Source organism: Tanticharoenia sakaeratensis NBRC 103193, assembly GCF_000963885.1.
In the GTDB taxonomy this organism is placed as follows: domain Bacteria; phylum Pseudomonadota; class Alphaproteobacteria; order Acetobacterales; family Acetobacteraceae; genus Tanticharoenia; species Tanticharoenia sakaeratensis.
The window spans coordinates 11,383-27,049 of sequence record NZ_BALE01000015.1; the positions used below are offsets into that span (position 1 = coordinate 11,383).

The window sequence follows — 15,667 nt, forward strand, 5'->3', positions numbered from 1 at the left end:
GGATCAGTAAACGTCCCGGCGATAACGCCCCGCGCGCGTCAGATCCGAGACGAACGTATCGGCTGCAGTGAAGCTCATGTCGCCATGGCGCGCCACGATACGGCGCAAGGCCGCATGCACGTCGCGGGCCATGCGGGCGGCGTCGCCGCAGATATAGACGTGCGCTCCGGCGCTGAGCCAGGACCAGAGTTCGGCACCATGTTCCTCCATGCGATCCTGAACATAGATACGTGCATCCTGATCGCGCGAGAACGCCGTGTCGAGACGCGTCAGTGTTCCGGATGCCAGGAAAGACTTGAGTTCCTCCTCGAAATAGAAGCTGCTGGCGGCGTGCCGCTCGCCAAAGAACAACCACGCGCGGCCCGATGCTCCGGTTACCGCACGCTCCTGCAGGAAGCTGCGGAACGGCGCAATCCCGGTGCCTGGGCCGATCATGATGATTGGTGTCGCACTCTCGGTCGGCAGCCGGAAATGCGCATTCGACTGGATGAAGACGTCTGCTGTGTCGCCTGAAGCGAGATCCGCAAGCCACGGCGAGCAGAGGCCACGGTATGGCATCTGGCTGATGCCGACTGTCAGATGGACTTCCCCGGCATGAAAACGCTGGGACGACGCAATGGAATAGAGACGCGGCTGGAGCTTGCGGAACAGACGCGGAATATCATCCCGGCTCGCAGAAAGCCGTGCACTCATTAGCAACTCCGGCAGATACCCTGCCGTCAGGCCAAGACGCTCGAGCATGGCGGGCGACGGACGTCCCAGATCGAAATGACGGGTCAATGCGTCGCGAAGCGGAACAACTCCATGGTGCTTCAGTGCAAGCGGCGCGTCCGCGGGCAGGCCGATGGCAGATAACGCCGCTTCCACCGCATCGGGATGATTGAGCGGCCATATGCCAAGCGCGTCGCCGGGTTCGTAGCGCAGGCCGCTTGCGGTCAGGTCGAAACCGATCAGGCGGGTGTCGCGTCCGGAGCAATCCGATGTCAGGCGCTCGTTGCGACAGAGCGTGGCGACGACCGGGGTATCGCGCTGGGATGTCTTCGTCTTCGGAGCCGTCGTGGCCGCAGTCGATGCGGTGGGAACCAGAGCTGCAAGCAACTGCACCTGCCAGTCGGCCACCGCATCTTCGTAGTCCGGCTCGCATTCCCGCCGTGGGACGAGAATTCGACTGCCGAGTTCGGCAAGTCTCCCGTCAAGCGCGCGACCGAAGCCGCAAAAGCGTGCATAGGTGGAATCGCCCAGCGCGAGCACGGCGTGCGACGTGTCGTCCAGCGGCATCTTGCGGGCCTGCATCCCGTCCCAGAATGCCGTCGCGCAATCCGGTGGATCCCCGTCGCCGAATGTCGAAGTAACAAAAATAATGGGCCCGTTCGGCACTGTATCGGCCGAGACGGTATCAAGGCACGCCATGGAAACGCGCTGACCTGCAGCCTTCAGGGCCTGGGCGACTTCAGCGGCCACTGTCTCGGCACGCCCGGTCTGGGAGGCCCAGAGCATTGTGACGTCGGGGTCGGCGTCGTCGCCCGGCCCGGCCTGGGCGATCTGCGAGACGCTCGTCGCCCGCGAATAAAGGCCTGACAACAGGCCGTCGACCCGAAGCCGCTCGTCGGCCGTCAGCGGGGCATGATCCGGCACGACAGGCAGTTGAGTATCGGGAGGCGAGAGGCGCAGGCCCTCAAGAAACCCTGACAGCCAGGTCGTGGCCGAAGTGGACAGGGGCGCAGCAGGCTGGGCGGCGAGCCTCAGATGCGCGGCAATCCGGTCGGGGATCGTGTCGGCGGTCACAGGCTGGCGCTCCTCCGTCGGCGGTTCCAGCCAGCTGATGGCCACGGCACACAATTTGAAGCCCGGCTGCAGCGAGATTGGATCGACCGCATCAGGTGTCAGGGCATTGACCGCGAGGTCATCGCCGAAACGGTCATTCCAGTGGAATGGGGCAAAGCAGACGCCCGGACTGACCCGATCGGTAATGCGTGCGGGCAGAACGACACGCCCGCGACGAGACCGGATTTCGATGCGATCTTCGGGCCCGATGCCATGCTGCCGGGCGTCATGCTGCGACAGTTCGACGAATGGCCCGGCGTTCAGTTTGTTCAGGCTGTCCACGCGGCCGGTCTTGGTCAGCGTGTGCCACTGGTGTTGCAGGCGCCCCGTGCCGAGCACGAGCGGGAAGTCGTCGTCCGGCCATTCGCCGGCACCAAGATACGGGCGTGCGAGGAAGCGCGCGCGGCCATCCGGAAATGGAAAACGCGGACCGGGAAGATAGCGCATCGGATGACGGGTTGCAGGATCGCCGGGCGCGCAGGGCCACTGCACCGGCCCCTGACGCAGGCGTTCGTGGCTGATCCCCGATATGTCGTAATCCGTTTTCGGGTTTGCGAACCGACTGGCCTCGGCGAAAACCTCGGCTGCCGACGCATACGAAAACCCGTCGGAAAACCCCATGGCCTGTGCAACGCGGGCAATCAGTTCCCAGTCCGCCAATGCATCTCCCGGGGGCGCGACTGCCTGACGGGTCAGCGTCATGGTCCGGTCGGAATTGACCTGAACGCCGTCCGCTTCCGCCCATAATGCTGCGGGAAGCAGAATGTCGGCGTGACAGCCGGTCTCGGAATCCGCATAGGCATCCTGCACGATGACGCAGTCAGCTGCCCGGAGCGCTTCCACGACGTTGGCACGCCGTGCGACGGTTGCGACCGGATTGGTGCAGATGATCCAGCAGGCGCGAATTTCCTGCCGTCGCATGGCATCGAACATCGCGATGGCACCGACGCCCGCCTCGTCACGGATCGTCCCCGGCGGCAGGTGCCACAATCGTTCGGCCAACGCGCGATCTTCTGGCACCAGCGCCGAGCGCTGTCCGGGCAGGCCCGGCCCCATGTAGCCCATTTCGCGCCCGCCCATGGCGTTGGGCTGGCCGGTCAGGGAAAATGGGCCGGACCCCGGTCGACAGATGGCGCCGGTTGCGAGGTGCAGGTTGCAGATGGCGTTGGTGTTCCATGCCCCGGTGACGCTCTGGTTGAGACCCATCGTCCACAGGCTCATCCAGTCGGGCGAGTCCGCTATCCATCGGGCTGCCTGCTCGATCTTTTCCGGCTCGATCCCGGTAATGGCGGCGCAGCGCTCGAGTGTGTAGTCCGCCAGGAACGCGGGCATCTCGTCCCAGCCTATCGTGTGCGCTGCGATGAAATCGGCATCGATTGCGGACCACCTGACCAGCAGATGCAGGATACCGTTCAGCAGGGCGAGATCCGTGCCGGGGCGGATCTGTAGGAAAAGATCGGCCTTGTCGGCCGTGGCCGTGCGCCGGGGATCGACCACGATCAGCTTCGCGCCGGTCCGCTTGCGATCGAGCAACCGCAGGAAAAGGATCGGGTGGCAATCGGCCATGTTTGCGCCGATGACGAAGAACAGGTCGGTCTGGTCAAAGTCTTCGTACGACCCGGGCGGAGCGTCGGCACCGAGCGAGAGTTTGTAGCCCGCGCCGGCTGCTGCCATGCACAGGCGCGAATTGGATTCGATATGTTGTGTGCGGATATAACCTTTGGCGAGCTTGTTCGCGAGATATTGCGCTTCCATCGACATCTGGCCGGACACGTAGAGCGCGATGGCATCCGGGCCGTGTGTCTCGAGAATGCTGAGCAACCGCCGGGCAGTTTCGGAAATGGCCTCATCGATCGCAGCAGCCACCGGCGGCGCCGTGCGATCTCGTCTGATCTGCGCACGATCGAGCCGCGCCGGCGACGTGATCGGCTGGTGGCAGGAACTGCCCTTCGTGCACAGGCGACCGCCATTGGCCGGATGGTCCGGATCGCCGCGCAGCTTGACGATCCGGCCGTCCTCGACCTCAAACACGATGCCGCAGCCGACACCGCAATAAGGACAGGCTGAGCGGGTCTGCGTACGTGTCATCGATCAGACGGGCGCAAGGTCCGGCTGACGTGCCGAGGCATCCTCCCGCGCGCGGATCTCGACGCGTCCTTCGACGATGCGTGCGTCCCACGTCCGGAGCTGCTTCGTCGCGTCCTCGAGGCAGATGCCGTCGAGCAGGCGGAAATGCTGCTTGTAGAGAGGGGAGGCGACCACGAGCTGTCCTGCGATGTCACCGATGATGCCGCGGCCGATGACGTTGGCATTCGAGAACGGGTCGTGGTTGTCGATCGCGAAGACTTCGGCCGGGCGGCCATGCCGCTCGGGGATCAGGAACAAGGCAATTTGCGCACCATCGTGCCACGCCACGACACCGGAGCGTGCGACCAGATCGCTCTCGTCACACAGCACCCGCCATTCCTGCGGTCCGGCGGGCGTCGCCGGAGCCGGTGCAGTGTCGGCGGGCTTGACCTGATCGCGTTCCGGCACGGTCGCGATATTCGGGTCCGGCCGGCTGTCGTTCACGAATGTCCGGAAACGCTTGAGCTTTTCCTGGTCCGAAAGGGCGTCGCGCCATTCGCAATGATACGTGTCGACGACAGCCTGCATCTGCTGCTCAAGCTCTTCGGCGATGCCGAGCGTGTCGCGGATGATGACGTCCTTGAGATAATCCAGACCTCCTTCGAGGCCTTCGCGCCAGACGGACGTGCGTTGCAGCTTGTCGGCCGTACGGATGTAGAACATCAGGAACCGGTCTATGTATTTCACGAGCGTTTCGGAATCGAGGTCGGTCGCGAAAAGCTCGGCGTGGCGGGGGCGCATGCCGCCATTGCCACAGACATAGAGGTTCCAGCCGTTTTCGGTGGCGATGACGCCGACGTCCTTGCCCTGCGCCTCGGCGCATTCGCGCGTGCAGCCGGAGACGGCGAACTTGAGTTTGTGCGGAGAGCGCAGCCCCTTGTAACGGTTCTCGAGAGCGAGCGCCTGGCTCACGCTGTCCTGCACGCCGTACCGACACCACGTGCTGCCGACGCAGGATTTCACGGTGCGCGTCGATTTTCCATATGCATGTCCGGTCTCGAAACCGGCCTCGATCAGTTCGGCCCAGATATCGGGAAGCTGATGGATCTGCGCCCCGAACAGGTCGATCCGCTGTCCGCCGGTGATCTTGGTGTACAGGCCGTATTTGCGGGCGACCGAGCCCAGCACGATCAGCTTCTCCGGCGTGATCTCGCCCCCGGCAATCCGCGGCATGACCGAATATGTGCCGTTCTTCTGCATGTTGGCCATGAACGTATCGTTCGTGTCCTGCAGTGGGATGTAGGCCGGATCGGTGATCGGCTTGTTCCAGGCGGACGCGAGGATCGAGCCCACGGTGGGCTTGCAGATATCGCACCCCAGGCCACCATTGCCGTGGCGGTCCATCAGATCCTCGAAGGTGCGGATGTCATGCACCCGCACGAGGGAATACAGTTCCTGTCGCGTGTGCGAGAAATGTTCGCACAGGGAATGATCGACCTCGATTCCACGTGCCGAAAGCTCCGTTTCGAACACGCTTTTCAGCAACGCCGTGCAGCCGCCGCAGCCTGTGGACGCCTTGGTAATCCCTTTCAGGCCCGGCAGATCCGCGCAGCCGTCATCGATCGCGGAACAGATCGCGCCCTTGGTGACGTTGTGGCAGGAGCAGATCGTGGCCGTGTCCGGCAGGGCATTCGCGCCTAGAAGCTCCGCGCCTTCACCACGCGGAAGGATCAGGGCCGCGGGATCGGCAGGCGGCTTGATGCCGTTCTGCACGAACTGCAGGATCGTGTCGTAATACGCATTATCGCCGACCAGAACGGCGCCCGTGACCCGTGATCCGTCGGCCGAGAGCACCAGGCGGCGGTAGGAACCGTCCGTTTCCCCGATGAAGCGATAACTCGTCGAGCCGGCCTCGGCGCCGTGCGCATCACCGATCGAGCCGACATCGACGCCCAGCAGCTTGAGCTTCGTGGACATGTCGGCGCCCGTGAAGGCCGCGTCCTCGCCCGCGATCACGGCCGCCGCCGTGCGCGCCATGGTATAGCCGGGGGCGACAAGGCCGAAGACACGGTCCTGCCATGCGGCACACTCACCAATCGCGAAGATGTGGGGGTCGGACGTGCGGCAGTGGTTGTCGATTGCAATCCCGCCGCGCTGGCCCAGCGTCAGTCCACACATGCGCGCTAACCTGTCGTTCGGCCGGATGCCGGCTGAAAAGACGACGAGATCCGTTTCGAGAACATCGCCGTCGGCAAATGTGAGCCTGTGGCGTCGGGATTCCCCGGCTTCGATGCCCTGTGTGGTGTGACTGGTCCGGACCTCGATGCCCATCGCCTCGATCCGGTGCCGGAGTGCAGCACCACCCTCCGCGTCGAGCTGCACCGGCATCAGGCGCGGCGCAAACTCCACGACCGAGACATCGAGGCCGAGCGACTTGACCGCATTGGCAGCCTCGAGCCCCAGCAGCCCGCCGCCAATGACGACACCATGACGCGCACCCTCGGCGGCCGCCCGGATCTGATCAAGATCGTCGAGCGTGCGATAGACCAGACCAGCGGTGCCAGTATTGCCCGGGACTGGCGGCACGAACGGGTAGGAGCCGGTCGCGATGATGAGAGACTGGTAGGGATACGGCCCATGGTCGGTCTGGATGATGCGTGCGTCGCGGTCGATATCGATGACATGGACGCCGAGATGCAGCTCGATGCCATGGGCCGCGTGGAAATCGTCCTGATGCAGCCGCAGGGACAGCGCGTCCTGCCCAGTCATGTATTCCGTGAGATGGACGCGGTCGTAGGCCGGATGTTTCTCCGCGCCGAAGACATGGATGCGGTGGCTCTCATGCAGGCCGTGGGTCACGAGCTGTTCGGCGCAGTAGTGGCCGACCATGCCGTTGCCGATGACGATGATGTTCGGTTTGTCCGTCATGGTTCGGGTGTCCTTTGCTCAGAATCTGAAGGCCAGGGTCTGCATGATGAAGACGTCGTTCTTCGCGCCGGCGCGGTGCATCCCGTGTGATGCCACGAGGCCCGCGAGATCTTCCGTCCAGGTCCAGTGCGGGGCGAAGTTCCACGACCCTTGCGCTTGCGGAATCGTGCCGATGAAGCCGCCTGACAGGTTGTCGCGCCACGAGTAGGTCTTGCCGACAGCATAGACGGCGTCATTGGTGCTGTCTCGCCAGAATAGCGGCACATGCAGCTTGAAATGAAGGTTGCGGGCCGGTGCGAAGTCCATGATCGGCCCGGCGCCGACCAGGTTCTGCGAGGTCAGGGACAACGTGACGTCATTGTAATACGGGAGCGGAAAATACGGTGTCGCGAATGTACCGACCGCACCGTCCTTCGAACGATAGGACCCGCCGGAGAACAGGTCGGCCTGAATGCCGATCGACGGACGCCCGGCAAGGTCACGCCGGTTGTAGGTGATGGCGGCATTGACCGCGTAGGCTCGCACCGCGCGTGTGGGCTGGGCTTCGCTGGCCGGGCGGAACTGGCCACCCTGAAAGACCCCCGTCAGATTGACGCCGAACGGGCCGGCCGTGCCCCACAGTTTCGCGCCGACATTGTCGCGACGCGTCGACCCGGCCTGTGATTTGCCTGGCGTCGCCGTGGGCAGAGCGGCCAGCGCACCGCCATAGAGGTAGCCGATATAGAAGACGTCGGCGAAGAGTTGGCTCTTGTGGCCCATCAGCGTGAAGGCGGGCAGGGCCGTGGACGTATAGGCGCCATACATGCGGGCGTTGTAGTTCGTGCCGTCGGAAAACACGCCGAGCGGCAGCTTGTTGGTCTGCATGAAATCGAACAGGTCGATCCGGAACCGCTTCCAGATCGCATAGCCGCGAAATCCGTCCCAGGTCTGCTGAACGTTGGTCAGGTCGCGTGCGGACTGCATGGAAACAGGCGCATCCAGAAACACCTGCCGCCCGCCCATCACGCCGGTTTTCGCCCCGAGCAGTGTGCCCTTGACCTCGAGGATGCCTTGCTGGAGATCCAGGCGCTCGCGCTGCGTGCCGGTCTGATACCCGTAATAATTCGATCCGCCGGCATTCCCGTACAGGAACTCGGCATACGCGCGGACGTGCTCGCCGAGATGCAGGTCGGCACCGTACTGGCTCCTGAGCAGGAGGCGGTTCGCATCGGTCTTGCCGGCCGTTCCCATGACGGGCTGGTTCTCGAAGATGTAGCGAAGCCGCTCTTCTCCTGAAAACGAGATCCAGACATCGTCCTTGTCGGTCAGTTTGACGTGCTTGAGTCGGTTGAACCAGTCCTGCCGACGACGTTCCGGCGGCGTCGATGTGAGGTTGGACCAGTCCTCCGCCCAGCGGGCCTGCCCGACGCCTCCGACGGCCCCGAAGCCCGCGGCTGCACCATCGCCTGTGCTGAAGACACCATAGTCGGTGCTGCCACCCGGCGGCGCGGCATGAGCCGGAACCGCGAGCGCAAGGGCTGTGAGGGGCGCGAGACCGAATGCGCGCGGGCTCACTGCGCAGCCTCCGATGCGCCCCAAGGTGCCGGCTGCTGCGTCCACCGCCGCTTGCAGAACAGGACGCATACGAGCGCCACCAGTGCGATGCCCGCGAAGGCAAGGAAGCCGGGACCATACGAGCCGCTGGCCTGACGGGCCGCACCGAGGGACGCCGCAAGATAGAACCCGCCGACGCCTCCGCTCATGCCGACCAGGCCGGTCAGAATGCCAACCTTGTGGGGAAAGCGCGTCGGGACCAGCTGGAACACGGCCCCGTTGCCGAGCCCGAGCACGATCATGCCGAGAAAGAAGATCGGGAATGCCAACATGATGGAGGGCAGTCCGATTGCGATCACTGCGTAGATGGCGGCTGCCGCGGCATAGAGCAGGGTCAGGGCCTGCGTGCCGCCGATCCGGTCCGCCAGGGCGCCGCCCAGTGGCCGCACGAATGATCCCACGAAGACGATGGCCGCCGTGCAGGCGCCGGCCATTGCCGGTGAGAGGCCATACTGATCATTGAAATAGATGGTCAGGAACGAGGCAAGGCCCACGAAACCGCCGAAGGTCACGCCATAGAACAGCATAAGGGACCAGCAATCGGCAGAGCGAAGCACCGGCCACCATGATGCGATCCCGTCGGTGTTCGGACGGCGTGCCGGCTCGCGCGCGAAGGTCAGGAAAATCCCCAGGACGATGACAAGCGGCACGCTCGCAAGCCCAAGGACGTTGACCCATCCGACGAGCGCCGCGAGCCCGGGTGCGAACAGCGATGCCAGTGCCGTGCCGGAGTTGCCCGCACCCGCGATGCCGAGCGCCGTTCCCTGGTAGCGCGGCGGATACCATCCCGACACCAGCGGGAGTGCGATGGCGAAGGATGCGCCGGCAACGCCAAGGACGAGCGCCACACTGAACATGGCAGCATAGCTGTGCGGGGCGAGCAGCCATGTCAGCCACAACCCGACAATTACGATCAACTGCGCTGCGATCGCTGTCCGATAGGGGCCGAACAGGTCCACGCATGCCCCGGCCAGGACACGGAAGGCCGCACCCGCCAGGACAGGTGTCGCAACCAGCAGCCCTTTCTGGCCCGGGTTGAGATGCAGGTCATGGGCGATCGCAACGCCCAAGGGGCCGAGCAGCACCCAGACCATGAACGACACGTCGAAATAGAGAAAGGCGGCAAGCAGCGTCGGCGCGTGGCCGGCCTTGAGAAAGCCTCTGTCCACAATCGGTTCCGAATGATGCGTGCGCATGCGCAGGCATCACGCCCTGGTCAGGCTGACGAACCGCCGTTGATTCGTCGTGTGTCGGGTCCGCAGTGCGCCGCGCCGCCGCTGACGGGCGCTGATGTGAAGGAAGCGTATCAGCCGCAACGATCTGACGTCAAAATGTTTGTGCAAATGTGTCTGATGCATGGATCGCTGGAAGGGTAAGCCGGCGGCTGGCCGGCGCCCGTCTCGTCCAGCGCCGATGCATCAGGAGACGCTCGTTCGGCCCTGCCCGCGCACCCGGCTCGCGAGCACATGTAACGCCGTTTCAACTCCTGGCTTCACAGGAAACTGCCAGATCTGCATGGGCGCGGGCCGGTGTCTGCAGGCGGGCCAGCGGATGGCACTGCACGGAATGCCGGGGCAGGCGCAAATGGCGCCCGGTGCGCTCAGGCGTGGTCTCATCCGGGAAGGATCGCGCCGCTATGACGAGTAATCCATGGTGAGCTGCTCGCGGGACGGGAGTTCAGCGCCGGCCGGACGGAGGCGCCTGCAGCCCGACGCGGCCGTAGCGACGGGCGAATGCCAGGATCGCCACATACGACGGCAGGACCAGCGCCGTGAACGTGCCCTGGAAGCCGAAATGCATCTTCAGCCAGACATAGATCTGCGGAACGATCGCACCACCGCTGTAGGTCATGATCATCAATGCGGACGCGAGTGGTGTCGCGGAACCGGCCCCGCGAATGGCGATCGGGAAGATCGTCGGCATGATCATGGCATTGGCGACGCCGAGCAGGGCAACACACAGCACAGAGACATAGCCGTGCGTCAGGAAGGCGCAGGTTGTCAGGACGATCCCGAGGGCACAGGAAAGCTCGAGGTAGCGTTCCTGCGATATGCGGCGCGGCACGACGATGAAACCTGCGGCGTAGCCGATCAGCATGCCGCCCAATGTGAGGGACGTGAAGAATTTGGTCTGGTCAAGCGGCAGGCCGAATCCCTGTCCGTAGGTGCCGATCGCATCGCCCGCCATGACTTCGACGCCGACATATAGGAACATTGCGACGATGCCGGCCAGGAGATGTGGTTTCAGCAGGCGATGGGTCGCATCGCCGGAGAGTGTCGGAAGAGGCGGCGCCTGCAGATCCGGGAGCGACGAACGCGCGACCATCATCGCGACCAGCACCAGCAGGGCGGCCATGCCGAGATACGGCCAGTAGATCGCCTTCACAAATGCTGCAAGGATTGCCGCGCGTGCCGTCGGATCGGAGGTTGCCTGCGCATGGGCGGCCACCCCGCCGATATCGTGCATGACGAGTGTGGCCAACACGATGGGGGCCAGGATACCCGCGAACTTGTTGCAGATCCCCATGATGGCGATGCGCTTCGCGGCCTGGGTTGGCGGACCGAGCAGGCTGACCAGTGGATTGATGACCACCTGCATCAGCGAAAGTCCGGCACCGAGCATGAGAAGACCGCCGAGCGCGCCGGCATAGATCCTGAGTGCGATGAACTGGCCGAACAGGGCGACGCCCATGGCGGAGACGAGAATGGAGAAGGCCAAGCCGCGCTTGAGGCCGAGGCGTCGGGCGACGATCGATGCCGGAATGGAAAAGACGAGATAGGACACATAGAAAACGAGGGGAATGAAGAACGCATTGAAGTCGTTGAGGGAAAAGGCGACCCGGACGAACGAGATCAGCGGCCCGTTCAGCCACGTGACGAAGCCCATGGCGAAAAAGATGACGGCTGCCACGATCAGGGGCCCCCAGCCATGTGCACCGACCAGGCCCTCATCGGGCTCTGACGAAGCGGGGAAAGGGACGTCGTTCCTGCGCGCGGAAGATCGGGTGGTCATGGGTGTATCGCTCATCAGAGAAAGGCCGCGCCGATCAGGCCGGCATCGCCGCCCAGGCGGGACGCGCTCAGGAGGGGCGGGGTGTTGGTGCGAAGGATGCGTGTCCTGACTGCCCGGTCGAGTGCCGCGATCAGATCTGGTGCGTTTGAAAGGCCGCCGCCGACGGGCACCGCAGTCGTACCGGTCAGGTTGACGGCCAGCGCCAGCGCCGACGAGACGTAGCCGATGTAATAATCGAGCGTCCGGCACGCGTCAGGCTGGCCATTACGCCAGGCGGCAAGGATCGCGCGGCTGTCGAGCGCCCTGCCGCAGGACCAGTGGTGCAGACGTTCCAGCCCCCGGGCGCCCCCGATCGTATCGATACAGCCGCGCTGTCCGCAACCGCAGGGAAAGCAGGGGGTCGTTTTTTCGGCGCCCACGATGTGGGGGATGATGGGGCCGTGACCCCATTCGCCGGTCAGGCCGCCCGCGCCGGTTACCAGTCTGCCGCCGAGGACCAGCGCGCCGCCGACGCCTGTGCCGAGGATGATGCCCAGCACATTCTCGTGGCCTTGCGCCGCGCCAAGGCGACTTTCGGCGAGGGCGAAGCAATCCGCATCGTTGCCGATCCGGACGCGACGGCCGGTCAAGGCGCTCAGACGACCGGCGAGACCGACGCCGTTGACGCAAGGGATGTTTGCCGCCGTGCAGATCCCGGTCGCCGGATCCTGCAGTCCTGCCAGCGCGATGTGGAGATCGACGCCCGGGTGTCGGGCGGCAATGTCCGCCATTGCTGTCAGGAACGCATCGAGATCGTCGGTCGGCGTGGGTGTCCGGTCTCGCGGACCGAGCGTTCCGTCCGGATAGACCTGCGCGCAGTCGATGAACGAGCCGCCGATATCGGCGCAGAGAAGAGGGGATGTGAGTGTCATTGTCTCGTTCAGGATTGTTCGGACCGGGCGTCCAGTGCTTCGCGTAGTCCATCTCCCAGGCAGTTGAGCCCGATGACGGCCAGCGCGATGGCAAGTCCCGGAAACAGGCATGGCCAGAATGCGGCTCCAAGCACGTTGCGCCCGTCGCTCATCATCGTGCCCCATTCCGGCATGGGCGGTTGTGCGCCGAGACCGAGAAAAGAGAGACTTGCCGCGGACAGGACGACCGTACCTGCGCCCAGGGTGATCTGCACGAGAACGGGTGCCGCGATGTTGCGCAGCATGTGACGGAACAGGATGCGCGCGCGCGATGCGCCCAGCACCTGCAATGCCTCGATATAGGTCGCATGCCGCAGCGCATGCGTCAGGTTTCGCGCAAGCCGCGTGTAGATCGGAATCGAGAAGGCCGCTATCGCCAGCAGGGCGTGAAACAGGCCCGGTCCCAGCAGACTGACGATCAGCAATGCCAGCACCAGGCCGGGAAAGGCGAAGGCCATGTCGGACAGGCCCATGATCGCGCGATCCAGCCACGATGGCGCCATGGCGGAGAAAAGACCGAGCGGAATGCCGATGCCCGCGGCGCATGCCGTGCTGACGACCACTTCATACATCGTCAGCCGCAGACCGTAGATCAGCCGCAGGAAGATATCGCGACCAAAGGCATCGGTGCCGCAGGGATGGGTCCATGAAGGCGGTTGCAGCACATGATAGAGGTCCTGTGCCGAAGGGTCGCCTCCGATCACGACGGGGCCGATGGCGCCCAGCACGAGGGCAAGCCCGCAGAGCATGGCTCCGAGGCACAGGGCAGGATGGCGGCGCATGATGCGGATCATGTCAGTTGCCCCGCGTGCGGGGATCAAGCCACGCGATCAGGATTTCCGCGACCAGGTTGGCGCCGAGGACGCCCAGGATCGACAGAAGCGTGATGCCCTGGATCATCGGGTAGTCGCGATAGCGCACGGCATCGATCAGCAGGCGTCCGATGCCCGGCCAGTCGAACACCGTCTCCGTGACCACCGCGCCGCTGATCAGCCCGCCGAGATTGAGGCAGATGACTGTGACGACCGGCACCATGGCGTTTCGCAACGCGTGACGCGTCAGAACGATGGCAGGCGGAAGTCCCTTGGCGCGGGCCGTGCGGATATAGTCCTGACGCAGAACGTCGCGCATTCCGGTGCGCGTCATGCGAAGGATCAGCGCGGCCGGCATCAGGGCCAGCACCATGACCGGCAGGATATAGTGCCGCCAGTCGCCCGCGCCCATAAGCGGCAGCCAGTGAAGCCTGACGGCGAAGATCTCCATGCCGAGAAGGGCAACCCAGAATCCGGCCAACGATGCGCCCACCAGGGTCGCGGCCATCAGCAGGTGATCGGGCCACTGGCCGACACGGACCGCGGCCAGCGTTCCGCCCGGCACGCCGATCACGATGGCCAGCACATAGGACAGGCCGCCCAGCAGGAGCGAGTAGGGCAGGCGCTGTGCGATGGCAGCACCGACCGGCGTCCCGTCGCGAAGGGAAAGGCCGAAATCCCCGCTGAGGGCGCGTTTCAGGAAATGGACGTATTGTGCTGACAGCGGTTCATCCAGACCGAGGCGGGCATGAAGGGCATCGATCACGCTCCGGGGTGCCTGTGGGCCTGCCATCAGCCGCGCTGGATCACCGGGCAATGAATGAATTGCCACGAAGACAACGGCCGAGACGAACAGCATGACCACAAGAAGGGTGGTAACCCGGCGCGCGACACCTGTCATCGAACGGGCCTCCGGTGCGCCTGTGTCACGACGATTTCCCCATCCGGAAGGCTGGTGACACCTTCGATGTCGCGGCGAACGCCGAACAGATCGTCCTGCACGTAGAGAGGCAGCATGGGCGCATCATCTGCAAGGCGTGTCTGGATCGTGCCGTACAACGCCGCGCGTCCGATCGGATCGAGTGTACCGGCGGCCGCCTCGATCTCCGCATCGACTATCGGATTATCGTAGAAGCCCAGATTGGCGCCGGCCGGTGCGGCACTGGCCGCGGCATAGAGCGGGCGGATCTGGAGATCGGCGACGAACGGCGCGGACCATGAGGAAATGATGACGCCGGTTTCGCTGCGCTTCTTCTCATCCGGCGGGGCGAAGGCGGACTGCACCCAGACACCGGCTTCCTGCCGCCTGATGACGAGCCTGACGCCGATGCTGCGCCACATCGCCTGCAGGGCCTCGGCGATCGGCTCCTCCGGCTCCTGCACGACGGCGGTGATGGAAAAGCCCTTGTGCCATCCGGCCTGTTCCAGAAGCGTCCGTGCCTGATCGATATCTGCGCCCGCCGCAGCGCCGCAGCCGCGTGCACCCGGCGTTTCCGGCGTGATTGCGAAACAGGCCGGCTGTCCGTTTCCATGCAGCAGCCCCGCGACAAGCGCGCGACGATCGATGGACAGGCTCAGGGCACGCCGGACGCGCGGGTCGTTCAGCGGGGGCAGGCGCGTGTTCAGCGCCGCCCAGAACAGCGCACTGCCCGGAGCCCGGTAAACGACAGCTTCGGCCGATGCCGGCCGCCCCGGCGTATACAGGTCTGCAAAGACAGGAGAGATCGGCATGACCACGTTGGCATCTCCCGTCTGCAGGGCCATGTTGACCACCGAGGGCTCTGGCGACCATGTCCAGTTGATCCAGTCGAGCGACGGTGCCGCACCCCAGTAGCGGTCGAATCGCAGCGCACGCACGTGGTCGCCGTCCTGCCAGTCCCCGAAACGAAACGGTCCCGTTCCATCCGCATGTCGTCCGAGCGTGCCGCCTCGGGCTGCGATCGGAGAGACGACGGCAGCCTGTGTCATGGCCAGAAGGTGGAGGATGTCCGCATAAGGGCGTGCAAGCGTGATGACGACGTCCTGCCCGTCCTCTGCAACGTCCATGATCAGGCCTCGGAATACGCCAGCGCCGGCAAGCCCGGCTTTTGGATCGATGAGCCGTTTCAGAGAGGCTGCGACTGCTTCCGGATCGCACGGTGCGCCGTCATGAAAGAGAACATGCGGACGCAAGGTGAAACGCCAGACGCGACCATCTACCGAGCCTGACCATCTTGTTGCCAATCCGGGACGGATCGAGCCCGTTTCATCTTGTTGCACCAGACTCTCGTAGAATGGTGCAAGGATGGAGTGGGTCGCGGTCGCGTTCTGATCGGCCGGGTCCATGCTGCGTGGTGGCTCGGCCAGCATGACCGTCAGGCCGGCCGCACAGGCGGCGGCCGCACTTTTCATCGCGAAACCGGCAGTGATGCAGCAGAGGAAGACAGATCGTCGCATAGGCGCTCGTGCGTGATCGAAAATGACCCTTGGGGCGTCGCGAGA

General features: G+C 64.6%; 9 protein-coding genes. All 9 read right to left on the bottom strand.

Translation table 11 applies throughout. The features are described 5' to 3' along the window. Positions 1 to 3: 3 nt before the first annotated feature. Complete coding sequence (locus B8446_RS06685) at positions 4 to 3,912, bottom strand: bifunctional nitrate reductase/sulfite reductase flavoprotein subunit alpha (RefSeq protein WP_048848550.1); 3,909 nt, start codon at positions 3,910 to 3,912, stop codon at positions 4 to 6. A 3-nt stretch (positions 3,913 to 3,915) separates the two neighbouring features. Then, complete coding sequence (gene nirB / locus B8446_RS06690) at positions 3,916 to 6,819, bottom strand: nitrite reductase large subunit NirB (RefSeq protein ID WP_048848553.1); 2,904 nt, start codon at positions 6,817 to 6,819, stop codon at positions 3,916 to 3,918. 18 nt (positions 6,820 to 6,837) lie between these two features. Beyond that, complete coding sequence (locus B8446_RS06695) at positions 6,838 to 8,373, bottom strand: alginate export family protein (RefSeq protein WP_241767669.1); 1,536 nt, start codon at positions 8,371 to 8,373, stop codon at positions 6,838 to 6,840. Further along, the gene (locus B8446_RS06700; protein WP_048848627.1) at positions 8,370 to 9,581 is read right to left on the bottom strand and encodes a nitrate/nitrite transporter; all 1,212 of its coding nucleotides are present in this window, start codon (positions 9,579 to 9,581) and stop codon (positions 8,370 to 8,372) included. The genes B8446_RS06695 and B8446_RS06700 overlap by 4 nt, the downstream gene beginning before the upstream one ends. A gap of 508 nt (positions 9,582 to 10,089) precedes the next feature. Then, on the bottom strand, positions 10,090 to 11,424 hold the full coding sequence (gluP, locus tag B8446_RS06710) for a glucose/galactose MFS transporter (protein WP_084712150.1): 1,335 nt from the start codon (positions 11,422 to 11,424) through the stop codon (positions 10,090 to 10,092). A 14-nt stretch (positions 11,425 to 11,438) separates the two neighbouring features. Continuing rightward, entirely contained in the window at positions 11,439 to 12,335 is an 897-nt protein-coding gene (locus tag B8446_RS06715) for an ROK family protein (protein ID WP_048848557.1), read from the bottom strand. An 8-nt stretch (positions 12,336 to 12,343) separates the two neighbouring features. Beyond that, positions 12,344 to 13,156: an ABC transporter permease gene (locus B8446_RS06720; RefSeq protein WP_241767670.1), complete on the bottom strand. Its 813-nt coding sequence runs from the start codon at positions 13,154 to 13,156 to the stop codon at positions 12,344 to 12,346. Positions 13,157 to 13,169: 13 nt separating this feature from the next. Then, positions 13,170 to 14,087, bottom strand: a complete 918-nt coding sequence (locus B8446_RS06725) for an ABC transporter permease (RefSeq protein WP_048848562.1) — start codon at positions 14,085 to 14,087, stop codon at positions 13,170 to 13,172. Next, positions 14,084 to 15,622: an ABC transporter substrate-binding protein gene (locus B8446_RS06730; RefSeq protein WP_048848563.1), complete on the bottom strand. Its 1,539-nt coding sequence runs from the start codon at positions 15,620 to 15,622 to the stop codon at positions 14,084 to 14,086. Before B8446_RS06730 ends, B8446_RS06725 begins: the two co-directional genes overlap by 4 nt. Positions 15,623 to 15,667 lie beyond the last annotated feature (45 nt).